The organism is Caulobacter sp. 05L422 (assembly GCF_056397765.1).
The window spans coordinates 151970-176670 of the sequence record NZ_JBFTOB010000009.1; the positions used below are offsets into that span (position 1 = coordinate 151970).

25 protein-coding genes and 1 tRNA gene are annotated in these 24701 nt (G+C 67.5%); 14 read left to right on the top strand and 12 right to left on the bottom strand.

What is annotated here, in order from left to right:
• Positions 1 to 21 precede the first annotated feature (21 nt).
• From AC1DMQ_RS10800 to AC1DMQ_RS10810, 3 genes are read left to right on the top strand one after another with little or no spacing between them, the layout of a single operon-like run.
• Positions 22 to 1143, top strand: coding sequence for an efflux RND transporter periplasmic adaptor subunit (locus AC1DMQ_RS10800; protein WP_477033558.1), 1122 nt, complete (start codon positions 22 to 24; stop codon positions 1141 to 1143).
• Entirely contained in the window at positions 1143 to 4280 is a 3138-nt protein-coding gene (locus AC1DMQ_RS10805) for an efflux RND transporter permease subunit (protein WP_477033559.1), read from the top strand. The genes AC1DMQ_RS10800 and AC1DMQ_RS10805 overlap by 1 nt, the downstream gene beginning before the upstream one ends.
• A gap of 15 nt (positions 4281 to 4295) precedes the next feature.
• Positions 4296 to 6650 carry a transketolase gene (locus tag AC1DMQ_RS10810; RefSeq protein WP_477033560.1) on the top strand — a complete coding sequence of 785 codons (2355 nt, stop codon included), beginning with the start codon at positions 4296 to 4298 and terminating at the stop codon, positions 6648 to 6650.
• 13 nt (positions 6651 to 6663) lie between these two features.
• On the opposite strand, the gene AC1DMQ_RS10815 is transcribed toward AC1DMQ_RS10810, so the two are convergent.
• The 3 genes from AC1DMQ_RS10815 to AC1DMQ_RS10825 are packed head-to-tail and all read right to left on the bottom strand — an operon-like array spanning position 6664 to position 7894.
• The gene (locus AC1DMQ_RS10815; protein ID WP_477033561.1) at positions 6664 to 7017 is read right to left on the bottom strand and encodes a nuclear transport factor 2 family protein; all 354 of its coding nucleotides are present in this window, start codon (positions 7015 to 7017) and stop codon (positions 6664 to 6666) included.
• On the bottom strand, positions 7014 to 7382 hold the full coding sequence (locus tag AC1DMQ_RS10820; RefSeq protein ID WP_477033562.1) for a nuclear transport factor 2 family protein: 369 nt from the start codon (positions 7380 to 7382) through the stop codon (positions 7014 to 7016). The genes AC1DMQ_RS10815 and AC1DMQ_RS10820 overlap by 4 nt, the downstream gene beginning before the upstream one ends.
• A gap of 14 nt (positions 7383 to 7396) precedes the next feature.
• A complete protein-coding gene (locus AC1DMQ_RS10825; protein ID WP_477033563.1) occupies positions 7397 to 7894 on the bottom strand; it encodes a c-type cytochrome in 498 nt (165 codons plus the stop codon).
• Between the two features lie 292 nt (positions 7895 to 8186).
• Here AC1DMQ_RS10825 and AC1DMQ_RS10830 point away from each other — a divergent pair, with 292 nt between their 5' ends.
• The 3 genes from AC1DMQ_RS10830 to AC1DMQ_RS10840 all read left to right on the top strand — a co-directional run bounded on the left by AC1DMQ_RS10830 (position 8187) and on the right by AC1DMQ_RS10840 (position 9735).
• A complete protein-coding gene (locus AC1DMQ_RS10830) occupies positions 8187 to 8678 on the top strand; it encodes a GcrA family cell cycle regulator (RefSeq protein WP_477033564.1) in 492 nt (163 codons plus the stop codon).
• A 40-nt stretch (positions 8679 to 8718) separates the two neighbouring features.
• Positions 8719 to 8952, top strand: coding sequence for a hypothetical protein (locus AC1DMQ_RS10835; protein WP_477033565.1), 234 nt, complete (start codon positions 8719 to 8721; stop codon positions 8950 to 8952).
• A 258-nt stretch (positions 8953 to 9210) separates the two neighbouring features.
• On the top strand, positions 9211 to 9735 hold the full coding sequence (locus tag AC1DMQ_RS10840; protein WP_477033566.1) for a MarR family winged helix-turn-helix transcriptional regulator: 525 nt from the start codon (positions 9211 to 9213) through the stop codon (positions 9733 to 9735).
• Here the strand turns inward: AC1DMQ_RS10840 and AC1DMQ_RS10845 are convergent.
• From AC1DMQ_RS10845 to AC1DMQ_RS10860, 4 genes are all read right to left on the bottom strand, one after another.
• Positions 9732 to 10262 (bottom strand): GNAT family N-acetyltransferase, encoded by a 531-nt coding sequence (locus tag AC1DMQ_RS10845; protein ID WP_477033567.1) that lies wholly within the window; start codon positions 10260 to 10262, stop codon positions 9732 to 9734. The genes AC1DMQ_RS10840 and AC1DMQ_RS10845 overlap by 4 nt on opposite strands.
• A gap of 124 nt (positions 10263 to 10386) precedes the next feature.
• On the bottom strand, positions 10387 to 10809 hold the full coding sequence (gene arfB, locus AC1DMQ_RS10850) for an alternative ribosome rescue aminoacyl-tRNA hydrolase ArfB (protein ID WP_477033568.1): 423 nt from the start codon (positions 10807 to 10809) through the stop codon (positions 10387 to 10389).
• Positions 10806 to 11279, bottom strand: coding sequence for a YaiI/YqxD family protein (locus AC1DMQ_RS10855; RefSeq protein WP_477033569.1), 474 nt, complete (start codon positions 11277 to 11279; stop codon positions 10806 to 10808). Before AC1DMQ_RS10855 ends, arfB begins: the two co-directional genes overlap by 4 nt.
• Complete coding sequence (locus AC1DMQ_RS10860) at positions 11276 to 12184, bottom strand: alpha/beta hydrolase (protein ID WP_477033570.1); 909 nt, start codon at positions 12182 to 12184, stop codon at positions 11276 to 11278. Before AC1DMQ_RS10860 ends, AC1DMQ_RS10855 begins: the two co-directional genes overlap by 4 nt.
• 482 nt (positions 12185 to 12666) lie before the next feature.
• On the opposite strand from AC1DMQ_RS10860, the gene AC1DMQ_RS10865 reads away from it, so the two are divergent.
• The gene (locus tag AC1DMQ_RS10865; RefSeq protein ID WP_477033571.1) at positions 12667 to 12891 is read left to right on the top strand and encodes a hypothetical protein; all 225 of its coding nucleotides are present in this window, start codon (positions 12667 to 12669) and stop codon (positions 12889 to 12891) included.
• An 18-nt stretch (positions 12892 to 12909) separates the two neighbouring features.
• On the opposite strand, the gene AC1DMQ_RS10870 is transcribed toward AC1DMQ_RS10865, so the two are convergent.
• Entirely contained in the window at positions 12910 to 13554 is a 645-nt protein-coding gene (locus AC1DMQ_RS10870) for a TetR/AcrR family transcriptional regulator (RefSeq protein WP_477033572.1), read from the bottom strand.
• Between the two features lie 202 nt (positions 13555 to 13756).
• On the opposite strand from AC1DMQ_RS10870, the gene AC1DMQ_RS10875 reads away from it, so the two are divergent.
• Together AC1DMQ_RS10875 and AC1DMQ_RS10880 are read left to right on the top strand one after the other, a co-directional pair.
• Positions 13757 to 13912, top strand: coding sequence for a hypothetical protein (locus tag AC1DMQ_RS10875; RefSeq protein ID WP_477033573.1), 156 nt, complete (start codon positions 13757 to 13759; stop codon positions 13910 to 13912).
• A 33-nt stretch (positions 13913 to 13945) separates the two neighbouring features.
• Complete coding sequence (locus tag AC1DMQ_RS10880; protein ID WP_477033574.1) at positions 13946 to 16468, top strand: TonB-dependent receptor; 2523 nt, start codon at positions 13946 to 13948, stop codon at positions 16466 to 16468.
• 79 nt (positions 16469 to 16547) lie between these two features.
• Here AC1DMQ_RS10880 and AC1DMQ_RS10885 read toward each other — a convergent pair whose 3' ends face one another.
• Entirely contained in the window at positions 16548 to 17135 is a 588-nt protein-coding gene (locus AC1DMQ_RS10885) for a DUF1989 domain-containing protein (RefSeq protein ID WP_477033575.1), read from the bottom strand.
• Positions 17136 to 17196: 61 nt separating this feature from the next.
• A tRNA-Thr gene (locus tag AC1DMQ_RS10890) sits at positions 17197 to 17271 on the bottom strand.
• Between the two features lie 138 nt (positions 17272 to 17409).
• Between AC1DMQ_RS10890 and AC1DMQ_RS10895 the strand changes: the two genes are divergently transcribed.
• The 4 genes from AC1DMQ_RS10895 to AC1DMQ_RS10910 are packed head-to-tail and all read left to right on the top strand — an operon-like array spanning position 17410 to position 21451.
• On the top strand, positions 17410 to 18726 hold the full coding sequence (locus AC1DMQ_RS10895) for a serine hydrolase domain-containing protein (RefSeq protein WP_477033576.1): 1317 nt from the start codon (positions 17410 to 17412) through the stop codon (positions 18724 to 18726).
• A 45-nt stretch (positions 18727 to 18771) separates the two neighbouring features.
• Positions 18772 to 19734, top strand: a complete 963-nt coding sequence (locus AC1DMQ_RS10900; protein ID WP_477033577.1) for a quinone oxidoreductase family protein — start codon at positions 18772 to 18774, stop codon at positions 19732 to 19734.
• The gene (locus AC1DMQ_RS10905) at positions 19731 to 20669 is read left to right on the top strand and encodes an NAD(P)H-dependent flavin oxidoreductase (protein WP_477033578.1); all 939 of its coding nucleotides are present in this window, start codon (positions 19731 to 19733) and stop codon (positions 20667 to 20669) included. Before AC1DMQ_RS10900 ends, AC1DMQ_RS10905 begins: the two co-directional genes overlap by 4 nt.
• A 14-nt stretch (positions 20670 to 20683) precedes the next feature.
• On the top strand, positions 20684 to 21451 hold the full coding sequence (locus AC1DMQ_RS10910; RefSeq protein ID WP_477033587.1) for an SDR family oxidoreductase: 768 nt from the start codon (positions 20684 to 20686) through the stop codon (positions 21449 to 21451).
• 44 nt (positions 21452 to 21495) lie between these two features.
• Here AC1DMQ_RS10910 and AC1DMQ_RS10915 read toward each other — a convergent pair whose 3' ends face one another.
• Both AC1DMQ_RS10915 and AC1DMQ_RS10920 read right to left on the bottom strand, forming a co-directional pair.
• On the bottom strand, positions 21496 to 22347 hold the full coding sequence (locus AC1DMQ_RS10915) for an arginyltransferase (RefSeq protein WP_477033579.1): 852 nt from the start codon (positions 22345 to 22347) through the stop codon (positions 21496 to 21498).
• Between the two features lie 135 nt (positions 22348 to 22482).
• Complete coding sequence (locus AC1DMQ_RS10920; protein WP_477033580.1) at positions 22483 to 23382, bottom strand: flagellar motor protein MotB; 900 nt, start codon at positions 23380 to 23382, stop codon at positions 22483 to 22485.
• A gap of 116 nt (positions 23383 to 23498) precedes the next feature.
• Here AC1DMQ_RS10920 and AC1DMQ_RS10925 point away from each other — a divergent pair, with 116 nt between their 5' ends.
• Positions 23499 to 24353, top strand: a complete 855-nt coding sequence (locus tag AC1DMQ_RS10925) for an NAD(P)-dependent oxidoreductase (protein WP_477033581.1) — start codon at positions 23499 to 23501, stop codon at positions 24351 to 24353.
• The last annotated feature ends 348 nt before the right edge of the window (positions 24354 to 24701 follow it).

Sequence of the window (24701 nt, forward strand, 5' to 3'; positions counted from 1 at the left end):
TCTCGGCGCCCGGAGCTTTTCGTGATCCGCAGACACTTCTTCCTCGTCGCGGCGGTTGTCGCTGTGCTGCTGATGCTGTTGGTCGGCGGGCTGAAACTGGCCTTCGGCGGCAAGGCGCAGGGCCCCGGCGGTCCGGGCGCCGGCGGACGCGCCACCGCCGTGTCGCAGCTCGTGGTCCAACAACGCACCTTCACCGATCGCGTCGAGGTACTGGGCGTGGCCAAGGGCCGCCAGTCGGTGACCATCACCTCGAACACGGCGGAGCTGATCACCGCGGTGCATTTCAGCGACGGCCAATATGTGTCGAAGGGGCAAATCCTGGTTGAACTGAAGGCTGACCAGGAGAACGCGGGCATCGCCCAGCAGCAGGCGCAACTGGCCCAGGCTGAACGCGAGTACCAGCGTTGGAAGACCCTGGCAGACAAGGGCATCGCCCCCCGCGCCACGGTCGAGCAGTACATGGCCGCGCGCGACACCGCCAAGGCGGTCCTGGCCTCGGCCAGCGCCCAGAAGCTGGACAAGGTGATCCGCGCCCCGTTCTCCGGCCGGGTCGGCATTTCCGACATCGCGCCGGGCGCCCTGATCAGCCCCGGAACCCCGATCGTCAGCCTGGACGACGTCTCCCTGATCCGTGTCGACTTCTCTGTGCCTGACCGCTATCTGCCGATCCTGCGCGAAGGCTTGACCATCAGCGCCCAGCCGGACGCCCTGCCGGGCGAGGTGTTCACCGGTCGCATCGCCCAGATCGACACCCGCATCGATCCAGCCACCCGCGCGCTCAAGGCCAGGGCAGAGTTTCCGAACGCCGACGGTCGCCTCAAGCCCGGCATGCTGATCAAGGTCGGCATCGACCAGGGCCAACGCCAGGCCGTGGCCGTGCCCGAAGCCGCCATCCAATTCGAGGGCACGCAAGCCTCGGTCTTCCTGATCGCCCAGGGGCCCAAGGGGCAGATCGCGCGTCGCACCACGGTGCAGACCGGCCTGTCGTCGGGCGGCTATGTCGAGATCGTTTCGGGCCTGAAACCCGGTGACAAGATCGTCGCCGACGGCCTCAACCGCGTCCAGGACGGCGCTTCCGTCGGCGGCGGTGGCGGCAAGGGCGGCGCTGGTCAGAAAGACGGCGCCCAGAAGAAGGCCGGCTGATGCTTTCCGACCTTTCCGTCCGTCGTCCGGTCTTCGCGGCCGTCGTCGCCATCATCCTTTGCGTCATCGGCCTGGCCGCCTTCAGCAGCCTGCCCATCCGCGAACTGCCGAACGTCGACCCGCCGGTGGTGTCGATCTCGACCACCTATACCGGGGCCTCGGCCGAGGTCATCGAGGAGCGCATCACCCAGGTGATCGAGCGCCAGGTGGCCGGCATCCAGGGCATCGACCGGGTCAACAGCTCCTCACGCGACGGCCGCTCGCAGATCACGATCACCTTCACCCTGGATCGCGACCTGGACGCGGCGGCCAACGACGTGCGTGACGCCGTCAGCCGGGTGACCTCGAACCTGCCCGACCAGGCCGACCCGCCGCAGATCGCCAAGGCCCAGGCCGACAGCTCGCCAATCGTCATCCTCAACCTGACCTCGACCAGCCTGTCGCCGCTGGAGCTGGCCGACTACGCCGACCGCTATCTGGTCGAGCGCCTCTCGACCGTGCCGGGCGTGGCCCAGGCCGGCCTCAACGGCCAGCTCTACGCCATGCGCATTTGGCTGAACCCCGACGCCATGGCCGCGCGCAACATCACCGTCGACGACGTCGAGAACGCGCTCAACAATCAGAACGTCGAGCTGCCGGCCGGGGCCCTGGAAAGCGACGCCAAGGACTTCACCATCCGCGTGGCCCGCAGCTATTCGCGGCCCGAGGACTTCGTGAAGCTGCCGCTGCGCCCCGCCGACGCCAACGGCTACGTCGTTCGCCTGGGCGACGTGGCGCGTGTTGAGGAGGGCTCCAACGAACGCCGCAAGATCTTCCGCGGCAATGGCGTCAATCAGGTCGGCATCTTCCTGACCCGCCAGTCGCAGGCCAACGACGTCGCCATCTCCAAGGTGGTCGACAGCGAACTAGTGGAAATCAACAAGACGCTGCCGCCCGGCACCCAGCTGATCAAGGCCGTCGACAACTCGATCTTCACCGCCGAGGCGATCCACGAGGTGTGGGTCACCATGGGCATCTCGATCGCGCTGGTGGCTCTGGTGAACCTGGTGTTCCTGGGCAGCTGGCGTTCGGCCCTGATCCCTTCGATCATCGCGCCGATCTGCATCCTGTCGACGTTCATCGTGCTGGCGCCGCTGGGCTTCTCGCTGAACCTGCTGACCCTGCTGGCCCTGGTGCTGGCCGTCGGCCTGGTGGTTGACGACGCCATCGTCGTGGTCGAGAACATCCAGCGCCGGGTCGACGAAGGCGAGCCGGCCAATGTCGCCGCCCTGCGCGGCACCCGGCAGGTGTTCTTCGCCGTCGTCGCCACCACCATCGTGCTGATCTCGGTGTTCGCGCCGCTGATGTTCCTTCCCGGCTATATCGGCCGCCTGTTCGTCGAGCTAGCCGTGGCCATCGCGGCGGCCGTGGGCTTCTCAGCCCTGCTGGCGCTAAGCCTGTCGCCTATGCTGGCCTCCAAGCTGCTGAAGCCGGCCAGCGGCGGCAGCTGGTTCAACCGCAAGGTCGACCATGCGATGGACCGGTTGAAGGACAGCTATCGCCATTCGCTGGAACGCCTGCTGGCCGCGCGCTCGGCCTCCATCGGCACCGGCCTGGTCGTGCTGGTCCTGGCCACGGTGGCGGGCGGGCTGTTCGTCGTCCTGCCGCAGGAGCTGGTGCCGGCCGAGGATCGCGGCCGCGTCGACATCGCCATCAACGGCCCCGAGGGCGCGGGCTTCGACTACACCGTCAAGGCGGCCGGCGCCGTCGAGAAGCAGCTGGAGAAGTATCGGGCCGACGGCGTCGCCGCCCGGACCATCATCTCGGTGCCGCGCTTCGGCCAGAGCCAGTTCAACACCGGCAACGGCGTGCTGGTGCTCAAGGACTGGGGCGAGCGCGACAAGACCGCCGATGAAGTGGCCGCCGAACTGAACAAGACGCTCAGCAAGATCACCGGCGTGCGGGCCGTGGCCAGCGTGCGCGGCGCCTTCCAGCGTGGCGGCGGCGGTGGCGGCGGGACGAACGTCGACCTGATCGCCACCGGCAACGACTATGTCGAGCTGGCCAATTGGCTGAAGCCCATCCTGGCCGACGCCCAGGACAATCCGGGTCTGTCGCGTCCGCGCATCGACTACGAGCCGACCTCGCCGCGCCTGTCGGTGCAGATCGATCGCGACAAGGCCGCCAGCCTGGGCATCTCGGCCCAGTCGATCGGCCGGGCCCTGGAGACCATGTTCGGCTCGCGCCGGGCGACGACCTACATCAAGAACGGCCAGGAATACGACGTCATCCTGCAGTCCACGCTCGAGCAGCGCCGCAGCCTGGCCGACCTGGACCAGCTGCAGGTGCGCACCCAGTCGGGGACCCTGGTGCCGTTGTCGACGGTGGTGACCACCGAACTGCGGGGCGACGCGCCCGATCGCCCGCGCGTCGACCGTCTGCGTTCGGTGACCCTGACCGCCCAGCTGTCGCCCGGCTATACGGTCGGCGACGCGGTGAAGTTCTTCCAGGACGAGGCCGCCGCTCGTCCGAGCCCCGGCGTCAGCGTCAAGTGGGGCGGACAGGCCAAGGACTTCCTGGAAGCTTCGGGCGCCGTCGGCATCGCCTTCGGCCTGGCCCTGCTGCTGGTCTTTCTGGTGCTGGCCGCCCAGTTCGAAAGCTGGATCCACCCGGCCGTGATCATGCTGACCGTGCCCCTGGCGGTGCTGGGGGGGCTGTTCGGTCTGCTGATGACCGGCTCGACCATCAACACCTACAGCCAGATCGGCCTGATCATCCTGGTCGGCATCGCCGCCAAGAACGGCATCCTGATCGTCGAGTTCGCCAACCAGCTGCGCGACGAAGGCCTGAAGGTGAAGGAGGCGGTGATCGAAGCCGCCGCCCTGCGCCTGCGGCCGATCATCATGACCTCGATCGCCACCGCCATGGGCGCCTTGCCGCTGATGCTGTGGACCGGGGCGGGGGCGGGCAGCCGCAAGACGATCGGGGCGGTGATCTTCACCGGCGCGATCTTCTCGACCCTGCTGACGCTGTTCATCGTGCCGGTGTTCTACAACCTGCTGGCCCGCTTCACGAAGTCACCGGAGTGGACGGCGCGGCAGATCGAAGAGTATGAAGCCCGCGAGAAGAGTGGTGAGGGGCAAGCCTCACCCGTCTGACCCGGGTGAGGAAGCATGGCTGAAGCCGTATTGGCGGCGAAGCGGCAGGAGCTTGCGCTCCTGCGACGCATCGAGGAACGCATTCTCTGGTTGGCGTCGTGGACGATCCACAACGCCAACCACCTGCGCGAAAGCCGCGACGGGCTGAAGGTCGGCGGTCACCAGGCGTCCTGCGCCTCGATGACCACCCTGATGACCGCGCTCTACATGAAGGCGCTGCGGCCGCAGGATCGCGTGGCGGTCAAGCCGCACGCCAGCCCGGTGTTCCACGCCATCCAGCATCTGTTCGGCCGCCAGAGCCTGGAGAAGCTCAAGGCCTTCCGCGCCCTAGGCGGTGCGCAGTCCTATCCCTCGCGGACCAAGGACACCGACGACGTCGACTTCTCGACCGGTTCGGTCGGCCTGGGCGTGGCCATGACCGCCTTCGCCTCGCTGACCCAGGACTATCTGGCGGCGCGCGGGGCGGTGAAGCCCGAGCGGATGGGGCGGATGATCTCGCTGCTGGGCGACGCCGAGCTGGACGAGGGCAACATCTACGAGGCCCTGATTGAGGCCTGCAAGCACGACATCCGCAACACCTGGTGGATCGTCGACTACAACCGCCAGAGCCTGGACGCGACCACCCAGGACCGGATGTTCACCCGCTATGGCGAGATCTTCGAGGCCGCCGGCTGGACGGTCGAGACGCTGAAATGGTCCAAGCGGCAGCGCGAGGCCTTCGCCAAGCCGGGCGGCCAGGCGTTGCAGTCCTGGATCGAGACGGCCCCCAACGACCTCTATGCGGCCCTTAGCTACCAGGGCGGAGCGGCCTGGCGCGAACGGCTGAACGCGGACCTGGCCGGCGACGCCAATGCGTTGAAGCTGATCGGCGCCTACAAGGACGTCGATCTCGGCGAGCTGATGACCGAGCTGGGCGGCCACTGCATGGAGACCATCCTGGAGGCCTTCGAACGGGCGAGCCAGGACGACGCTCCGCGGTTTTTCATCGCCTACACCGTCAAGGGCCTGCGCCTACCGTTCCAGGGGCACAAGGACAACCACGCCGGCTTGATGACCGAGACCCAGATCGCCGAGCTGCGCACCCGGCTGGGCGTGGTCGAGGGCGAGGAATGGGACGCCCTGTCGGGCCTGTCGGCCGCCGAGCACACGGCGTTGAAGGGCCTGGTCGCCCGCGCGCCGTTCGCCGCCCAAGTGGAGCGCGAGCACGTCGCGCCGGCGATTGTCCTTCCGACGGCCGACGAGTTGCTGGCGCCTGTCGCGGGCGGCGGCGAGCAGTCGACCCAGGCCGCCTTCGGCAAGGTGATGTTCGAGATCGCCCGCCGCGACGACGAATTCGCCGGCCGGGTGGTGACCACCTCGCCGGACGTCACGGTCTCGACCAATCTCGGCGGCTTCGTGAACCGTCGGGGCGTCTTCCAGCGGCGCGCGCACGAGGACGTCTTCAAACGCCGGCGCATCCCTTCGGCCCAGGTCTGGTCCAAGGCCGAGACCGGGCAGCACGTCGAGTTGGGCATCGCCGAGAACAACCTGTTCATCGCCCTGGCGGCCCTGGGCCTGACCGCGCCGCTGTTCGGCGAACGGCTGTTCCCGGTCGGCACGCTGTATGACCCCTTCATCGCCCGCGGGCTCGATGCGCTGAACTACGCCTGCTACCAGGACGCCCGCTTCCTGCTGGTCGCCACGCCTTCGGGGCTGACGCTGGCGCCCGAAGGCGGCGCGCACCAGTCGATCGGCTCGCCGCTGATCGGCATGAGCCAGCCGGGTCTGGACAGCTACGAACCGGCCTTCGCCGACGAGACCGCGGTGCTGATGGCCCACGCCTTCGGCCAGATCCAGGCCGAGCACGGGGCTTCGACCTATCTGCGCCTGTCGACCCGGGTGATCGCCCAGCCCGAACGCGTCGACGACGCCTGGCGCCAGGGCGTGGTCGACGGCGCCTACTGGCTGCGGCCGCCGGCCCCTGGAGCGCGCCTGGCCATCGTCTATGCCGGAGCCCTGGCTCCCGAGGCCCTGGCCGCCTTCGAGGCGGTGCTGGAGGACGAACCGGGCGCGGGCCTGCTGGCGGTGACCTCGGCCGACGTCCTGCACCGGGACTGGACCGCCGCGGGGCGTTCGCGCTGGACCAACGGCGGGCCGCGCGCCTCGACCATCGAGACGCTCCTGGCCCCGCTGGCGCGGGACGCGGGATTGGTCGCCGTGATCGACGGCGCGCCGTCGACCCTGTCGTGGCTGGGCTCGGTGCGCGGCATGCGGCTGCGGGCCCTGGGGTTGGAGACCTTCGGCCAGTCGGGCGACCTGCCGGACCTCTACGCCAAGTACCGTCTCGACGCCGACGCCATCCTGGACGCCTGCGCCGACCTGCTGATCTGACGAAGGCGAAGACCTAGGAGATCGGGCCGAGCAGTTCGACGCCTTGGATCAACCCGTCGACCAGCGTGTAGATCGCCGCCTGCCGGGTGTCGGACCACAGGTGTCCCGAGGACGAATGGACCGAGGACTGGAACTCGGCGCGCACCCTTCCGTCCGGCAGGGTCTCGGTCGTGATCAGGTCGAGGTCCGGCGCGAGTTCGAACATCCGTCGATAGAAGTCGCGGGCGGCGGCCAGGCCCTCGACCTCGCCGCTGTCGAGGAAATCGTGGAAACGCACCTGCGCGTGGGTCACGGCCATAACCGCCTCGAGATCGCGGCGTTCGATCGCGTCGTAATAGCGGACGATCAGGTCGGTCGCCGCGCTCATTCCGACCGTCCCTTGTCGCGAAACTCGATGTCCATTCGCGAGATCTTGCCGTCGCGCAAGGTGAAGATGTGCCGCACGCAGCTGTCGGACCAGATCTGACCGGCAAGGTTGCGGACGATCTGGTTGACGTCGACGGCGATCCGGCCGTCCGGCAGGGTCGTGAACGAGACCGGCGCGCTGTCGACCTTGATCACCTTGTCGTTCGCGGCCCAGTAGGCGGCCACGGCGTCATGGCCGACCAGCCGCCCGCCCTCGATCTGGTTGGGCCAGTCGACGTCGAGCGCCAGCAGCGCCGAAAAGGCGGCGAAGTCCCTGCGGTTATAGGCTTCGTAGACCCTGGTCAGCAGCGCGTGCGCGTCTTCCATGGCTTGAGCCCTCATCAGCCTTTGGGAGGCTTGTAGCCGGTCTCGACCTTCAGATAGGCGATCAGATCGATGCGGTCCTTGGGGTCGTGCAGACCCGCGAAGGTCATCTTGGTGCCCGGCATGAAGCCGCGCGGATTGTCCAGCCACTTGTCCAGGTGCTCGGCGTCCCAATCGAAGCCGGCCGCGGCGACGGCGGGGGAGTACTTGTAGTCGGGCTTGCTGCCCGCCTTGCGCCCGAAGACGCCATAGAGGTTGGGGCCGGTCATGTTGGGGCCGCCCTCGGCGATGGTGTGGCAGGACCGGCAGAGGGCGAACTTGCTCTGGCCGTTCATCAGGTCGCCGGTGTTGTACGGAGCGGGGAGGGCGGCCAGCAGGGCCTGCTTTTCGACGTCGGTCGGCGGCGCGGCGGCGGGCGAACTCGCCGATCCGCCGTCGGAGCTTCTCGGCGACTTGGAGCAGCCCGCCAAAAGGACGCAGACGATCGCCGCCGCGGCGAGGTGAAACTGACGCATTTACTAGTCCCCGACTGACATTATGCCGCAAGCTGTGCGGCGCGGCGCCGCATTCATTTTCTGGCCCAACTATGGGTCGTGCATCCAATATATAACGCCGTTATGCGGTCAAGGTCTTGCCACCTTTCGATGAGCGCCCTGCGACAACGCGCGTTATCCCACAGAATGTAAAAGCAAAATGCCCGATTACAAACCGTGGGTATGCACATAAAAAATTGACCAGAATTAACCATAAACGTACCCAGAAAGCCGTCGGAGGGGCTGCTCCGGCGACGGGTAGGAAAACAAGATCATGGACTGGAACGAAGAGCGGACCGCCACACTTCGCAAGCTGTGGCTTGAGGGGATGAGCGCCAGTCAGGTGGCGCGCCAATTGGGCGGCGTCAGCCGCAGCGCGGTGATCGGCAAGGTGCACCGTCTGGGCATCACCGTTCGAGACATTCCCACCCGTCAGCGCACCACGGTGCGCACCGCCGTCCGAGCCCAACCCCGCGCCCGCGTCGTTCGCGACGCCTCCGCCGCTCCGGTCCGCCCCGCCATTCGCCTGATCGAGATCGCCGAGATGGCTCCGACCGCGAACATCCTCGGCCTGGAGACCCATTCCTGCCGCTGGCCGATCGGCAATCCCGACTCCCACGACTTCGGCTTCTGCGGCCGCGAAAAGACCGCCCGCGGCTCCTACTGCGACGACCACGCCCGCGGCGCCTTCCGCAAGCTGAGCTCGCCGTCCGAGCTCAAGGCCTGGGTCCGCCAACCGGCCCAGATCGAACGCTACACCGCCTGATCGCCCTCATCGCCTGAACCCAAGCTCCAGGACGACCCCAATGAACATGGTCTTGATCGAAAACACCGCGGGCAGCAGCCAGGTGATCACCATCATCGAAGAGTTCGCCGGCCATTCGGTGTCGCGCGATCTCAATCCCGGCGAGAACACCCGCATCCCTGTCGGCCAGTTCAAGTCGATCGTGGTGCGCGAGACCTATCCCGACGACTGGTTGGCCCGGGCCCGCGCGCGCAACGCCGCGACCCCGGACGCGATCGCCAACCGCGCCGCCTGATCGCCTTTCGACCCCTCGACGGGTGAGAAATACACGGCCCCCGCGAACTTGTTCGCGGGGGCCGTTTCGTCTGGAACCGTATGGTTAGCGTGACGTTAGCCACGATCGAACGGCGTTCGCTGTCGTTCACGCCAGGGGGAACGGCGTTGCGTTCCAAATGCATGCAACCGCGCGCATTCGCGCGCTGCAAGCGGGGCCTTGATTGTGTGTGGCTTCCGCGTGTGAGATGAAGACGCGCCATTTGGCGTGGGGGGAACCATGTCAGAGCAGAAGCAAGGGGAGGGCCGCGGTTTGCCGTTGCCGACCTATGTCAGCTACCTGATGTACCAGACCGAGCAGCATCGGCGCGCCTTGGCGGCCGACTGCATAGCGCAACACGGATTGAGCTTCGCCAAATGGGTGGCGCTCGCCTCCCTGGCGCGGTTCGGCGAATGCTCGATGACGCGCCTGGCGCGCCTGTCGGCCGCCGACCGTACGACCTTGACCCGGTCGATCGATGGCCTGATCCGCGACGGCCTCGTCGAACGCGGGACCCAGGCTTCGGACCGCCGCAAGGTGGTGGTTCGTCTGACCCCGGAAGGTCAGGAGATCCTGGGGCGGATCCGCGAGGACATCCATCCCATCAACCAGGAAGTCTGCGCCGAGCTCACCGTGGAGGAGCAGACCAACCTGGCGACCTATCTCCAGAAGATCCTTGGCGGCCTGATCACCGAGCCGGAGTGGAAGCACGAGGTCCTGTCCTATGGACCGGGACCCGTCGAGCCGGCCTGGAAGCGCGTCTAGGAGTCCAGCTTCGCGGGCCGGGTGATCACCCATCGGGTGACAGGCTGGCGGAAGTTCAGCGGCCCGGGCACGGTGATGTGGGTCTTCAGATATCTGAACCCGGCCGATCTCAGCGCGCGGTTGGGCGCGGCGTTGAAGGCGTGGGGTTCGCAGAACAATCGCTTCAACCGAAGCTGTTCGAAATAGAGCTCCACGCTGCGGCGCACCGCCTCGACACCCAGGCCGCGTCGGCGATCTTCGGGGGTGGTTACGTGCAGGTGCATGTGCGCCTGTTGGCCGAACGCGATCTTGTCGGCGCTGGAGAAGCCGACGGGCCGCTCGTCATCCAGCCAGGTCAGAAGCAGGGTTTCCCGATTTTCCAGCGGCTGTTGGAAGACGGCCTCGTAATAGGCGCGCCAGTCCTCGCGCCTGGGCAGACGCTCCGGGTCCACGCCGATCATTTCCAGATGCTCCGGAGTCGATGCGTGGAAATAGTCGATGACCAGATCGACCTCGGATTCCGCCATTTCTCGAACCACCAGGCTCATGGGCCGCCCCGCCGCTAGCGCTTGGCGGAATGTGGCCAACATCCGTAAAAATTGTCCAGTTCTATATACTTACGCTTTGGTTGTGTCGCCGCGCGCGGACTCAACGCGCTGTGAAGGTCGGGCCTCAGTCGTCGCCTTTCGGACGGCCGCGAAGCGCTTTGACGCCCGCCCGCTTGCCCTTGGTCTCCAGCCGCTTGAGCTTGCTGGAATAGGTGGGCTTGGTCGGTCGCCGGGGCTTGGGCTTCTCGGTTGCGCGGCGGATCAGCTCGACCAGCCGATCGCGGGCTTCCTGGCGGTTCATCTCCTGGGACCGGCTGCCCTGGGCGAACAGGACGATCACGCCGTCCTGGGTCAGACGACTGCCGGCCAGGGCTTCCAGCCGCGTCTTCACGTCCTCGGGCAGGGTGGGGGAGTTGCGCACGTCGAAGCGCAGTTCGATCGCCGTCGAGGTCTTGTTGACGTGCTGGCCGCCGGGGCCCGAGGCGCGGGTGGCCTTCTCGACGATCTCGTCGTCCTCGATCCGCAGCCAGGAGGTGATCTCGATCATCGGGCCACGCGCCGGGCCTTGACCACGGCGGTGTCCAGCGCCTGCAGGAACTTGGAGCGGTCGGCGGGGCCGAAGGCCTTGGGGCCGCTGGTGACCTCGCCCATCGAGCGCAGGTGCTCGCCGATCATCCGCGACGCCAGGGCCGAGCCGATGGTGTCGACGGTGAACAACCGCCCGGTCGTGCCCAACGCTTGGCCGCCGGCCTTCAGCACGCGGTCGGCCAGGGGGATGTCGTTGGTGATCACCACGTCGCCGGGGCCGGCCCGCTCGGCGATCCAGTCGTCGGCGATGTCCGGACCGGCGTCGACCACGATCTGCTCGATCGCCGGGGTCAGCGGTACACGGATCCAGCTGTTGGAGACCACGAAGGTCTTCAGGCCGTAGCGAGCGGCGACCTTGTAGACCTCGTCCTTCACGGGGCAGGCGTCGGCGTCGATGTAGAGAGTCGTTTTGGAAGGGACGGGGGTCATGCGCCGTCTCGTAGCGCCTTCCCCAGCCGGGCGCCAAGCGTCGCGACGGCCTCGACCGCCACGGGCAGGACATGGGTGAAGTTGACGAAGCCATGGGCCTGGCCCGGATATTCCTGCAGCTCGACCGTCACGCCCGCCGCCGTCAGGGCCGCGGCGTAGCGCACGGCGTCCGGATGAACGGGGTCCAGCAGCGTGCCGGTGACCAGGAAGGTCGGCGGCGTGGCCGGGCCGGCCGCGTCCAGCAGGGATGGGGCGTGGGCGTTGGCCAGCTGGGCGTTGATGTAGGCCACGGCCAGGCGGCCGATCAACCGAGCGTCGCGCAGCAGGGTCTGGGCCCAGACCTTGTCATCCAGATGGATCAACGGAGAGAAGAAGCCCTGGGCCTTCACCGCGCCGGCCCGCCGGGCGTTGGCGTCGTTGGCCACGGTGGCGGCCAGGTAGGCGCCGGCGCTGTCGCCGGCCACGGCCAGGCGATCGGGATCGACGCCGAGCTCGGCGGCCTGGTCCAGCAGCCAGGCGAACGCCGCCCGGGCGTCGTCGATCTGCGACGGGAAGGGGTGTTCGGGCGCGAGGCCGTAGGCGGCGGACACGACGCGGACGCCGGCGGCGTCGGCCAGGCGTTGGCACAGCGCGTCGTGGGTCTCGATGTCGGAAATCACGAAGCCGCCGCCGTGGAAGAACAGGATGGCTGGGCCGACGGCGGGGGCGTGCATCGGCACGTAGAGCCGTGCGGCGCGCTTTCCGCTGACGGCCGGGTAGTCGAGATTGCGGATCTGAGCCAGGCGCGGAAGCTTGCGGTCGCGGTGGGCGATGGCGAAGCGCACGGCGCGGCGGACGCGTTCCAGCCCGAAGCGATGAGCGCCGGCAACCCGTTCGGCGAAGACGCTGGTCAGGGGCGCGTTCATCGGTCTTCCGCCTTGGCCGTTGAGCGCTGGAAGGCTTAACCGCCCGGGGTTCGGCTGTCCATGGCGCCGCCCACGCGTGCGCGGGCGGCAGGCTCCGCGGATCCGAATCGCATGGCCTGAAACGCCCTAGACGCGGCTTTTTCGCCCGTCGCGCGAACAGGCCGCGCCCAGGGTTTGGGCAGGGCCCGCTTGCTTGCCCGGTTTGCGTACAAACGGGCGTTCTTCGCAGCTTCACCTTACAACGCGGCGGTCTCGCCCTTGATTGGCCGTCCCAGCGCACTAGTTATCAACCCGTGGAGCCGCCCTTGGCGCTCCTGCCCTTCCTGGGCGTTTCCTCCCTAATGACTGCCCGGCCTTCGTGCCGGGCATTTTTTTTGCCGGTCTCGAGGCCTTTGATCGACGCGCGCCGGGCGTGGCCGTAAACTCGATCCCTGAGCGTGAAGCCGTTCCGACCCCGTCGGCGGCCGCAGTGGAGACCGAGTATGGACAAGGCCGAACTCAATCGCGTCGTCGAGCGACACAAGGCCGAGCAGGACGCCCTCGAGGAGCGCCTGGAAGCCCTGCGCAGCGGCAAGCTGCAGGTGGGGGCGCGTACCGACGACGGCGGCGTGACGGACGAGACCCACGTCCACATCAGCGAGTTGGAACGCCTCAAGCAGTGGCTGGCCGAGAACGTCGCCCGCTACGAGGCCCTGCTGGGCGCCTAGAGGAAACGGCGCGCGCGGCTAGGCCGGCCGCGCGTCGCTTTTCAGACCGTTCAGGCTGGCGACGCCGATGGCGGCCATCAGCCGGTCGACCGTCACGCCCTCGACGGTGGGCACCCACTGGGCCAGCCAGATCAACATGCCCAGCAGCAGTTGGACCACCAGCGACGACTCGCAGGGGGTGATCGAGCCGTCGGCCATGCCGTCCTGGATGATCCGCTCGAGCCGACGGGTCAGGTGTTCGCCGCACGTGGCGATCGCGTCGCGCTGGCTTTCGTCCAGATAGGACCGGTCGCCGAAATAGAGCAGGGGACCGTTGCGGGCGGACTCCACGAGCAGGGCCTTCAGAAAACGTTCGAGTCGTTCGAAGCCGCTGCCGCCGTCCTCGTTCGTCTGGCTCAGGACCCGATCGAAGCGTTCCAGCGAGCTCTGGTGGCAGGCGAAGACCAGGGCCTGCTTGTTGGGAAAATAATAGTAGAGCGCCGCGTCGCGCAGATCGAGCGCGGCCGCGATCTCGGTCATGGTGGCCAGGGCGTAGCCCTTGACGTTGATGATCTCGGTGGCCGCCCGAAGGATGGAGTCGCGCTTCTTGGCGGACTTCGGGCTGTGCGACAGCGGTTTGTGACCGTCCGGCGCGGCCGTGACGATGTCGCCTTCGCCGGTCAAGATTTCCCGCTCCCCTGGCGTTCTCTTTACGGAACTTCCGCAGTGGTAGCGGTCCGACGACGCCTTGGGCAAGCGTCCTGAGAACAATGTTCGATTTCATCCTAAAATTTCTAACTTGCTCTAGAATATCTGGGGTGTACTAGAATCGCCCTCGGGCACGAAGCGTCGAAACAGGCGCTCGCGTCTCAAGGGGGAAACCGAGATGGCCGCGAACGCCGCGCAGGACCGTGTCCGCGCCCTCACCGAGGGCGATGCGCCGCGCGACGTCACCGCCGTACCGCTCAACCGAATGCCAGATCGTCGAGCCGCTCGTGTCCGCACCGGGCTTATCGGCGCGCTGCGGCTCGTCTCGCGCTGAAAACCAACAAGAACAAGTTCCAGGGAGAATAACGTGAAGAAGGTGCATTTCGTCGGCGCGTCGCTGCTGGCGCTAGCCGTGGCGGGTCCCGCCCTGGCGCAGAACCAGACGCCGCCGTCCGCCAACGCCGCCGCGACGGTCGAAGAGATCATCGTCACGGCGACCAAGCGCGAGCAGACACTCCAGGACGTGCCGATCTCGGTGGCCGTCACCAGCCAGAAGACCATCGAACGCGCCCAGATCCGCGACCTGATCGACCTGCAGTCGGTCGTGCCGTCGCTGAAGGTGTCGCAGTTCAACGCCGCCAGCCAGACCAACTTCATCATCCGCGGCTTCGGCAACGGCAACGGCAACGATGGCATCGAGAGCTCTGTCGGCGTGTTCATCGACGGCGTCTATCGCTCGCGTTCGGCCGCGGCGCTGGACGACCTGCCGGAAGTCGAGCGCATCGAAGTCCTGCGCGGCCCGCAGTCGACCCTGTTCGGCAAGAACGTCTCGGCCGGCGCGATCAGCATCGTGACCAAGCAGCCGCAGTTCGATTTCGGCGGCAAGGTCGAGGCCACCCTCGGCAACTACGACGCGCGCCAGTTGAAGGGCACCGTCACCGGCCCGCTGAGCGACACGGTCGCCGTGCGCCTGTCGGGCAGCCTGAACAAGCGTGACGGCTACGCGACCAACGTCACCACCGGCAACGACGTCAACGACCGCGACCGCTGGTCGATCCGCGGCGACCTGCTGTGGGTGCCGACGGACCAGACCTCGGTCCGAGTCATCGCCGACTACAACAAGATCACCGAAGTCTGCTGCGCGGTGAACTCGATCTACAACGGCCCGGCCACCCAGTTTATCGGCGCGCCCGCGCCGTTCGGCCTGGGCAAGCCGATCAGCGATCCGAAGAAGATCTTCGACCGCGACGTCGTCTTCAACACCGACCCCAGCAACCGCCTGACGGGCAAGGGGATCTCGGGCCAGATCGACCACGACCTCAGCTTCGCCAAGCTGACCTCGATCACCGCCTATCGCGAGCAGACCGCCGCCTCCTTCCAGGACGTCGACTTCACCGGCGGCGACCTAGCCAACAAGGGCGACGGCAACGACATCAAGACCTTCACCCAGGAACTGCGCCTGGCCTCCAGCAGCGAGGGTCCGTTCAACTGGCTGATCGGCGGCTTCTACCAAGACGAGAAGCTCGAGACCGGCCGGACGATCAACTACGGAACCGACATCCGCGCCTATGCCGAAGGCCTGAGCGGCCAGGTGCCCGCCGCCTTGCTCGCGGCCCTGCCGACGGCGATCCGTCCCGCCCTGACCGGCAAGTCCAACATCTACGCCCTGGAGTTCCTGCAGAGCCTGGTCACCCCGTCGATCGTTCCCGGCAGGACCTACTTCCAGGCCGGCCAAGGCATCGACGACGACTATTCGATGAAGCAGCGGTCCTATTCGCTGTTCGGCCAGGCCGACTACCAGGTCACCGACAAGCTGACGATCACCGGCGGCCTGTCCTATCTGAACGACCGCAAGCGCGTGGCGTCGGACGTGGTCCTGCGCGACCCTTTCTCGGCCCTGAACCTGCAGAACGTGCCGCAACTGACCGCCCTGGGCCTGCCGGGCAACCTGTACGGCGCCCTGGGCAGCCTGCAGTTCTACTACGGCAACACCGCCAACCACGCCCCGGTCAACTTCCCGAACGCCAGCGAGTCCGGCGAACTGAAGGGCGACAAGGTCACCTACGCCGTCCGCGCCGCCTACGACTTCGGCTGGGTGAACGCCTATGTCAGCTATTCTACGGGCTGGAAGGCCGGGGCCTACAACCTGTCGTCCGACAGCCGGCCGCCGAACGCCAACGGCGTGGGCCGCACCGCCGCGCCCGAGGACGTCAGCGTCTACGAAGCCGGCCTGAAGGCCAACTTCCAGGGCGGCTATCTGAACCTCGCGATCTTCGATCAGTCGATCAAGGGCTTCCAGTCCAACGCCTATACCGGCATCGGCTACAGCCTGGTCAACGCCGGCGAGGAGTCGGTGAAGGGCTTCGAGGTCGACAGCGCCTATCGGCCGATCGACTGGCTGTCGCTGACGGCGTCGGCGACCTATCTGGATCCGACCTACGACTCGTTCACCGGCGCGGCCTGCGTGAACTACGACACCGCCCGCTGCCCGGTGAACACCTCCACCGGTCTGCGTCCCAATTTCCGCGATCTGACGGGCGATAAGCCGGCCGGCATCCCCAAGTGGAGCCTGTCGACCTCGGCCACGATCTCGCACGACCTGGGCAAGGGGTACGCCGGCTACCTGCGGGTCGAGTACGACTACTCCAGCAAGGCGCAGCTCAGCGAGACGACCCCGCCGGACATCGGGACCTGGGGCCAGAACATCGTCAACGCCAGCCTGGGCGTCACCGACGACGCGCACCAACTGGAACTGACGCTGTGGGCGCGTAACCTGACGAACGACGAGAGCCTGATCGCCACGTTCCCGACCGTCGCTCAGGACGGCAGCTACAGCGGCTATCCGACCCCGCCGCGGATGTATGGCGTGACGCTGCGCAAGACGTTCTGATCCTTCGCTGAAGCGCGAAATCGCCGCTCGACCCTCAGCGGGTCGGGCGGCTTTCTTGTTTCCAGCGGCTTGCGTCCGTTCAGCCGGGCAGCACCTCGAAACCGACCGACCTTGGCGGCGCGCCGCCGTTGCACGTGCCGGCCGGACAGGCCGACAACGCGATCACCAGATCCATCTCGGCGCGCAGGACGGTCGCCGCGCCGGGCCACGACCGCGGCGGGACGATGGTCATCCGGCCCTCGTCGTCGAGCTCCACGTTCATGAAGAAGTTGAACGTCTGCGGCGGGAACATCGGATCGATCCCGAACTCGCGCAGCGCAGCGCTCAGATTGTCCAGGCAGTTGGGATGATCGTCCATGCCGTACTGCATCCGATACATTTCAGAGCTGCAGGGGGCGTAGAACATGTCGTGCCGTCCGACGTCGTCGGCGACGATGGTCAGCATCCGGTTGCTGCGGTCCGACCAGAGGACGTCGCCGGTCGTGAGCCGGACCTTTTCGTTGTAGTCGAAGCTTCGCCCGGTAGAGAGCCGTTCCGTCCCGTCCGCCGAATAGGCGACGAGGTCGCCGGTCTGACCGCCTTCGGTGTCCACGATCCGCAAGAGCTCGCCCTTGCGCAACCGCAGGCCCACCCCGCCGGCGGCCGGCACTGTCCTCAGCTCGGTCATGCAGGCCTCCGTCTGCCGGGCGAACACGCCGGCTAATGAGATGGAAATCAGGAAACTGGGGTGGTGCCGGATGAGGGGATTGAACCCCCGACCTTCGGTTTACAAAACCGCTGCTCTACCGCTGAGCTAATCCGGCCAACCCCGCTGCGCCGAGCGGGGGTTCTCCTTAGCCGCAAGGACGGGGGACGGGCAAGGCCGGCGGCCAACCTGATCCATTGCCGTGTCATCAAAGCAAGCTAAGGTGCCCTCAAACAACTGTTCGTGAGGGTGGCGCATGCGGATTTGGCGGACGATGGCGGCGGCGACGGCCGTCCTGGTGCTGGCGGCCGGTCCGGCCTGGAGCGCGCCCAAGGCGGCGGCCCCGACCCTCGCGGCGGCGGCGCCCGACGCCGCGGGCTTCTCACCCGAACGCCTCAAGCGCCTGGACGCCTACATGCAGGGCCTGGTCGACCAGGGCCACCTGCCGGGCGCGATCACCATGGTCGCCCGCCACGGCAAGATCGTCAGCTACGAGACCTTCGGCAAAAGGGCGATCGGCGGCGCGCCGATGACCAAGGACACGCTCTTTCGTATCTATTCCCAGACCAAGCCGGTGACCGGCGTGGCGATGATGATCCTGTTCGAGGAGGGCAAGTGGCGCCTCGACGATCCGGTCACCAAGTTCGTGCCTGAACTGGTCAATCTCAAGGTCTACAAGGGCCAGAACGCCGACGGGACCTTCATCACCGAGCCGGCGACGCGCGCGCCGACCATGCGCGAGATCATGAGCCACACGGGCGGCTTCGCCTATGGTCTGCGCACGGATCAACCGGTCGAGAAGGCCTATCGCGACAGCGGCCTGCTGGGCTCCAAGACCCAGGCCGAGTTCCTGACCACCCTGGCCAAGCTGCCCCTGGCTAGCCAACCCGGGACCGAGTGGCGATACAGCGTCTCGGTCGACATCCAGGGCCTGATCGTCGAGCGGCTGTCGGGCATGAGCCTGGCCGACTTCATGAAAAGCCGGATCTTCGACCCGCTGAAGATGACCGACACGGCCTTCTGGGTCCCGCCGGCCAAGAGCGATCGCCTGGCCGCGCTCTATATTCCCGATCCCAAGACCCGCGCCCTGAAGCCGGCCGACAACTTCATGGTGCTGGACGTCACCAAGCCGCCGGCCATCGCCTCGGGCGGCGGCGGCCTGGTCTCAACCACGGCCGACTACGCCCGTTTCGCCCAGATGCTGCTGAACGACGGCCAGCTGGACGGCGCGCGGATTCTGGCGCCGGGCACGATCCAGTTGATGGCGTCCAATCATCTGAGCGACATCGTGATGGCCGCGCCCGACGCGTCGTTCTCGCCGGCCAAGGGCGTGGGCTTCGGCCTCGACTTCGCGGTGGTCACCGACCCGGCCCGGGACGGCACGCTGCAAGGCGAAGGGACCTACAGCTGGGGCGGCGCGGCCGGGACCTGGTTCTGGATCGATCCCAAGAACGACCTCTTCATGCTGGGGATGATCCACATCCTGGCCAAGGAGATCGATCCGGCCCTGGCCAAGATCAACGATGACGCCGCCACCCTGGTCTACCAGGCCCTGGTCGATCCGGCGCAGTAACAGCCCCTCGAAGGGCCAATAAAAACAAAGCTTAGGGAGCGTGTCATGAAGGCCGCCGTCTATTACGAAACCGGTTCCCCGGACGTGCTGAAGTACGAGGATGTCGCCGATCCGCCTTGCCACCCCAGCGGCGTGGTGATCCGTGTCGAAGCGGTCAGCATCGAGGGCGGAGACACCCTCAACCGGGGCGGCGGCGTGATGGCAGGCAGCCCGCACATCGTCGGCTACCAGGCGGCGGGCGAGATCATCGAGGTCGGGGCCGAGGTCACGCACCTGAAGGTCAGCCAGAAGGTCGTGACCGTGAACGCCTTCGGCTCGCACGCCGAGCTGCGCAGCGTGCCGGCCCGCAACGCCTGGCCGATCCCCGACGGCTTCGACGTCCGCAAGGCCGCGGCGATCCCGGTGCCGTTCGGCACGGCGCACGAGTGCCTGTTCGGGGCCGGTCACCTGAAGTCCGGCGAAACGGTGCTGGTCCAGGCCGGGGCGGGGGCCGTCGGCGTCGCCGCGATACAGCTGGCCAAGCGGGCCGGGGCGACGGTGCTGGCCACCGCCTCCAGCGACGAACGCCTGGAGCGTCTCAAGCCCTTCGGCCTGGACCACGGGATCAACTATGGCCGCGACGACGCGGTCGAGCAGGTGATGAAGCTGACCGGCGGCAAGGGCGTGGATCTGGTGGTCGACCCGGTCGGCGGTCCGACCCTGCAGGCCAGCATCCTGGCCCTGGGCTATCGCGGCCGCATCTCGCTGGTCGGCCAGGCCGGACGCGAGCCGACCAAGGTGGACGTCTCGTCGCTGATGGGCGGCAACCGGTCGCTGACGGGTGTCTTCCTGGGCGCCGAGATCATGACCGATCGGGTGCACGACATGATCCAGACCTTGATCGACGAGGCCGCGCGCGGCGAGCTGCAGGTGCTGATCGACAGGACCTTCCCGCTGTCGGAAGCCGCCGCCGCCCATGCCTATATCGAGAGCCGCCAGGCCGTGGGCCGGGTGTTGCTGATCCCATGACCGGCAACAGAGTGCTTGCCCACACGGGCGCCAAATATCCGATCGTCCAGGCTCCCATGGGCTGGATCGCCCGCTATCCGCTGGCCAGCGCCGTCTCGCGGGCTGGCGGGCTGGGGGTCATCGAGACCTCGTCCGGCGAGACCGAGAACTGCAAGGCCGAGATCCGCAAGATGGCCGACAGCGGCCTGCCGTTCGGGGTGAACCTGCCGATCCTGTTCCTCAAGGACGACGCCATGCTGCGCTTCGTCTGCGAGAGCGGCGTCAAGTTCGTCACCACCTCGGCCGGCAGCCCGGCCAAGTTCGTCGGACCGCTGAAGGACGCCGGGATCGTGGTCTATCACGCCGTGCCGACCGTCGACGCGGCGGTCAAATGCGTCGAGGCCGGCGTCGACGGCCTGGTGGTCGAGGGCGCCGAGGGCGGGGGCTTCAAGAATCCCGAGGAGGTCTCGATCCTGGTGCTGCTGCAGGCCATCCGCGCCCGGGTCGACGTGCCGCTGATCGCCGCCGGCGGCATCTGTGACGGCCGCGGCATGGCCGCCGCCTTCGCCTTGGGGGCCGAGGCCGTGCAGATGGGCACCCGCTTCGTCAGCGCCGCCGAGAGTCCGGTTCACGAGAACTACAAGGCCGCGATCACGGGCTCCAAGGAGACCGGCACGTGGGTGCTGAACAAGAAGGCCAGCCCTTGCATCCGCGCCCTGAAGTCCGAAAGGACCAAGGAAATCCACGAAGCAGGCCTGATGCCGCCCGACGCCCTGAAGGGCATCCTCGGCGTCTATTTTGGCGGCGACATGGAGGCCGCGCCGGCCCTGGCCGGGCAGACCGTCGGCCTGATCGACGAGGTCAAGCCGGCGGCCCAGATCATCGACGAGACCGTCGCCCAATTCTTCGACATCACCCAACGGCTGGGCGCCCTCGGCGCCGGCCGCAGCTTCTGAAAGACCAGTCCATGATGCAGAACCTGTTTTCCCTGAAGGGCCGCGTGGCCCTGGTCACCGGCGGCTCGCGCGGTATCGGCAAGATGATCGCCGAGGGCTTCCTGACCTACGGCGCGCGCCGGGTCTACGTCTCGGCCCGCAAGGCCGCCGCCTGTGACGCGGCCGCCGAGGAGCTGTCGGCGATCGGCGAATGCATCTCGCTGCCGGCCGACGTCTCGACCCTGGAAGGCATCAACGGCCTGGTGGCGCGGATCGCCGAGCGCGAGGACAAGCTGGACATCCTGGTCAACAACGCCGGCGCGGCCTGGGGCGCGGCCTTCGACGAGTTCCCCGAGAGCGGCTGGGACAAGGTCGTGGACCTGAACATGAAGACGCCGTTCTTCCTGACCCAGGCCCTGATCGGCCACCTGCGCGCGGCCGGCAAGGACCACGTGGCCAAGGTGATCAACATCGCCTCGATCGACGGCCAGTCGGTGGCCAAGGAGGAGACCTATCCCTACGGCGCGTCCAAAGCCGGCCTTCTGCACATGACCAAGCGGATGGCCTTGCGCCTGGCGCCGGACAACATCGCCGTCAGCTGCATCGCGCCGGGCGCGTTCGCCTCGGACATGAACAAGGTGGCTCGTGACCACGCCGACGCCGTCTCGAAGGCCATTCCCGCCGGCCGGATCGGCACGACCGAGGACATGGCGGGGGCGGCCATCTACCTGGCCTCGCGGGCCGGGGACTATGTGACGGGATCGGCCGTCACCGTGGACGGCGGGGTCAGCTTCGCGCGATGAGGGCTCGGCTGGGGACAGGCGCGTGCGCCTGTCCCCAATCGTAGCTAGGGCTTGCCCGGCGACGGGAAGCCCCCCAGCTCGGCCGGCTCGGCGTCGCTGAGCTCGACGCCGGCGTTGGAGCCGCAGCCGACCGGCTTGGGCGGACGGGCGCCGCGCTCGCGGGCCGACATCAGGGCCCAGCCGCCGGGCTTGAGGATCTCCAGCGGCGAGAAGCGGGCCTTGTAGGCCATCTTCTCGCTGCCCGGCACCCAGTAGCCCAGATAGACGTAGGGCAGGGCGTTGATCTGGGCCTGGAGGATGTGGTCCAGGATGATGAACGAGCCCAGGCTGCGCTTGGTCAGGCTGGGGTCGTAGAAGCTGTAGACCAGCGACAGGCCGTCGGCGAGCACGTCGACCAGCACGCAGGCGATCAGGTCGCCGGGGCCGCGGTCCTGCGAGCGCAGGCGGTATTCGATCAGGTGGGTGCGGACCGCCGTGTCCTCGACCATGGCCACATAGTCGGGCCAGGTCATCTCGGCCATGCCGCCGTCGGCGTGGCGGGTCAACAGATAGCGGCGCAGCAGTTCGAACTGCTCCAGCGTGGCCTCGGCCTCGACCAGGTGGCGTTCCAGGTCGGTGTTGCGGGTCAGGACCTTGCGTTCCGAGCGTGAGAACACGTAGTCCGAGGCCGGGGCGCGGGCCGACTGGCAGGCGCGGCAGGTCTCGCAGGCGGGCCGGTAGGCGATGTTCTGGGAGCGACGGAAGCCGACCTGGGTCAGGCTGTCATTGACGGTGGGCCCGTCCGACAGCGGCAGGTGGGCGAAGACTTTCCGCTCCTCGCGTCCGGGCAGATAGGGGCAAGGCGTGGGCGCCGTGAGGAAGAAGCGCAGCTGTCGCGTCGGAAAATGCTGCGTCACGGAAGGCGCCCGATCCTCTAATAGCCTCGCCCGCGATACCGGGCCGATAAGGGATTAGGCGGCATCCGCGACGGTTGCGCAAGCTGCGCCACACGCTTGAGCGTCATGTCGTCGCGGACGACCCAAAGGCGCGCGTCAGAGACCATCGGGAAGCACCGGCTTTTCGCGCAGGAGCACGATCGAGATGCGGCGGTTGCCGGGCAGGGTGGGATCGTCCGCGTACAGCGGCTCGGAATTGGCCTTGCCCGAGACCTGGTAGATGCGGTCCTCGTCGACCCCGGCGCCGCGCAGCACCTGGCGCGAGGCGTCGGCGCGCTCGGCCGACAGGGACCAGTCGCTGTCGGCGCGCTTGCCGGCCGAACTGGCGCTGGTGTGGCCCGAGATGGTGATGCGGTTGGGCAGCTGGTTGATCACCTTGGCCACGGCGCGCAGCAGGATGCGGGCCCGGTCGTTCGGCTCGCGCGAGTTCTCCTTGAACATCGAGCGGCCGTCCTGGTCGATCAGTTGGATGCGCAGGCCCTCGGGGGTCTGATCGATCATGATCTGCTTGGACAGTTCGGCCAGCTCGGGCATGTCCTGCAGCGACTGGCGCAGCGACTGGGCGGCCGAGGCGAAGCTGTCCTGCTCCTTCTTGGCCAGGGCGTCGCGCAGGGCCTGTTCGCTGGCCGAGTCGAGGCTGGCCGAGGCCGTGCTCTGGCCGTCCTTGTCGGTTTCGGTGGGGGCTTCGGGAGCCATCTGCTGGATGACCGACATCTTGCCGTCGGCCTTGGCGCCGTCGTCGCCCAGCGAGGTGCCGCCCAGGATGCCGCCCGAGCCGCTGGTGCTGGACGAGATCGAGGCCGGCGCGAAATAGTCGGCGATGCCCTGCTTCTGCTCGGGGCTGGTCGTGTTCAGCAGCCACATCAGCAGGAAGAAGGCCATCATCGCGGTCACGAAGTCGGCATAGGCGACCTTCCAGGCGCCGCCGTGGTGACCCCCGCCGACGACCTTCTTGACCTTCTTGATGACGATCGGCTGTTCGCCGCTGACGGCCATTGCGCTTAAGCCTGCTTAACCCTGTTCGAGCGAACGTGACGGCTGGACGTTAAAATGGCGTTGCGATCGGGGTCGTGACGGGCGATGTCGGGCCTCTTCCAAAAGGAGCTTTCGGCATGAAGACGGCGTTTATCGGCCTGGGCGTGATGGGCTTTCCGATGGCCGGCCACCTGAAGGCCGCCGGCCACGAGGTCACCGTCTTCAACCGCACGCCGGAAAAGGCCGCGCGCTGGGTGGAGAAGCATGGCGGCGCGTCCCGGCCGACCATCGCCGAGGCGGTGGCGGGCGCCGAGCTGGTGTGCCTGTGCGTCGGCAATGACGACGACGTGCGCGACGTGGTGGCGCAGGTGCTGCCGGCCATGGCTGAAGGCGGCGTCATCGTCGACCACACGACGACTTCGGCCACCGTGGCCCGCGAGATGGACGCCGCGGCGCGCGCCGTCGGCCGCTGGTTTGTCGACGCCCCGGTGTCGGGCGGCCAGGCGGGGGCCGAGAACGGCCAGCTGACGATCATGGCCGGCGGCGACGCGGCCGCCTTCGCCCGGGTCGAACCCGTTCTGGACAGCTACGCCAAGGCCATCCGCCTGATGGGCCCGTCGGGGGCGGGGCAGCTGACCAAGATGTGCAACCAGATCGCCATCGCCGGCCTGGTCCAGGGCGTGGCCGAGGCGCTGCACTTCGCCAAGCGCGCCGGCCTGCCGACCGACGACGTGCTGGCGGCGATCTCCAAGGGCGCGGCCCAGTCCTGGCAGATGGAGAACCGCTGGAAGACCATGTCCGAGGGCAAGTTCGACTTCGGCTTCGCCGTGGACTGGATGCGCAAGGACCTGGGCATCGCCCTGGCCGAGGCGGCGGTCAACGGCGCCAAGCTGGAGGGCACGGCGATGGTCGACGGGTTCTACGGCGAGGTCCAGGCCATGGGCGGGCATCGGTGGGATACGTCCAGTCTGGTGGCGCGGTTGGAGAAGTAGGGGGCTCGTTCGGCCTCTTTTGGTGCGTTGAGCACTTGCCCCCTACGGACCGCTTCGCGGTCGTCTTCCCCCACAGGGGGAAGAGGGCGCGCGTTCTCCTCCGCCCCCTCTGGGGGCGGACAGGCGGCGAAGCCGCCAGGTGGGGGCAAGTGTTAGCGGGCACGACTTCTCAAGCTCACGCCTTCGGCTGTGAGAGGGAATGGAAAGGGTCGCGGAGCGCCGGACATCGTCCGGAGATCTTTGAATGAATACCGTTTCGACGAAGCCGATCGCTCCGCGCCATCGTTATCCGCCAGCATCCGGTGGGCAGCCCTGTTGAGGCTTAGCCGGACCCGGTCTCGATCCCTT

What these genes read in the sequence shown, in the direction of transcription:
- AC1DMQ_RS10805 (WP_477033559.1), top strand. Translation starts at nt 1,143, where the DNA reads ATGCTTTCCGACCTTTCCGTCCGTCGTCCGGTCTTCGCGGCCGTCGTC.
- AC1DMQ_RS10810 (WP_477033560.1), top strand. Translation starts at nt 4,296, where the DNA reads ATGGCTGAAGCCGTATTGGCGGCGAAGCGGCAGGAGCTTGCGCTCCTG.
- AC1DMQ_RS10815 (WP_477033561.1), bottom strand. Translation starts at nt 7,017, where the DNA reads ATGAGCGCGGCGACCGACCTGATCGTCCGCTATTACGACGCGATCGAA.
- AC1DMQ_RS10820 (WP_477033562.1), bottom strand. Translation starts at nt 7,382, where the DNA reads ATGGAAGACGCGCACGCGCTGCTGACCAGGGTCTACGAAGCCTATAAC.
- AC1DMQ_RS10825 (WP_477033563.1), bottom strand. Translation starts at nt 7,894, where the DNA reads ATGCGTCAGTTTCACCTCGCCGCGGCGGCGATCGTCTGCGTCCTTTTG.
- AC1DMQ_RS10830 (WP_477033564.1), top strand. Translation starts at nt 8,187, where the DNA reads ATGGACTGGAACGAAGAGCGGACCGCCACACTTCGCAAGCTGTGGCTT.
- AC1DMQ_RS10835 (WP_477033565.1), top strand. Translation starts at nt 8,719, where the DNA reads ATGAACATGGTCTTGATCGAAAACACCGCGGGCAGCAGCCAGGTGATC.
- AC1DMQ_RS10840 (WP_477033566.1), top strand. Translation starts at nt 9,211, where the DNA reads ATGTCAGAGCAGAAGCAAGGGGAGGGCCGCGGTTTGCCGTTGCCGACC.
- AC1DMQ_RS10845 (WP_477033567.1), bottom strand. Translation starts at nt 10,262, where the DNA reads ATGAGCCTGGTGGTTCGAGAAATGGCGGAATCCGAGGTCGATCTGGTC.
- arfB (WP_477033568.1), bottom strand. Translation starts at nt 10,809, where the DNA reads ATGATCGAGATCACCTCCTGGCTGCGGATCGAGGACGACGAGATCGTC.
- AC1DMQ_RS10855 (WP_477033569.1), bottom strand. Translation starts at nt 11,279, where the DNA reads ATGACCCCCGTCCCTTCCAAAACGACTCTCTACATCGACGCCGACGCC.
- AC1DMQ_RS10860 (WP_477033570.1), bottom strand. Translation starts at nt 12,184, where the DNA reads ATGAACGCGCCCCTGACCAGCGTCTTCGCCGAACGGGTTGCCGGCGCT.
- AC1DMQ_RS10865 (WP_477033571.1), top strand. Translation starts at nt 12,667, where the DNA reads ATGGACAAGGCCGAACTCAATCGCGTCGTCGAGCGACACAAGGCCGAG.
- AC1DMQ_RS10875 (WP_477033573.1), top strand. Translation starts at nt 13,757, where the DNA reads ATGGCCGCGAACGCCGCGCAGGACCGTGTCCGCGCCCTCACCGAGGGC.
- AC1DMQ_RS10885 (WP_477033575.1), bottom strand. Translation starts at nt 17,135, where the DNA reads ATGACCGAGCTGAGGACAGTGCCGGCCGCCGGCGGGGTGGGCCTGCGG.
- AC1DMQ_RS10895 (WP_477033576.1), top strand. Translation starts at nt 17,410, where the DNA reads ATGCGGATTTGGCGGACGATGGCGGCGGCGACGGCCGTCCTGGTGCTG.
- AC1DMQ_RS10900 (WP_477033577.1), top strand. Translation starts at nt 18,772, where the DNA reads ATGAAGGCCGCCGTCTATTACGAAACCGGTTCCCCGGACGTGCTGAAG.
- AC1DMQ_RS10905 (WP_477033578.1), top strand. Translation starts at nt 19,731, where the DNA reads ATGACCGGCAACAGAGTGCTTGCCCACACGGGCGCCAAATATCCGATC.
- AC1DMQ_RS10910 (WP_477033587.1), top strand. Translation starts at nt 20,684, where the DNA reads ATGCAGAACCTGTTTTCCCTGAAGGGCCGCGTGGCCCTGGTCACCGGC.
- AC1DMQ_RS10920 (WP_477033580.1), bottom strand. Translation starts at nt 23,382, where the DNA reads ATGGCCGTCAGCGGCGAACAGCCGATCGTCATCAAGAAGGTCAAGAAG.
- AC1DMQ_RS10925 (WP_477033581.1), top strand. Translation starts at nt 23,499, where the DNA reads ATGAAGACGGCGTTTATCGGCCTGGGCGTGATGGGCTTTCCGATGGCC.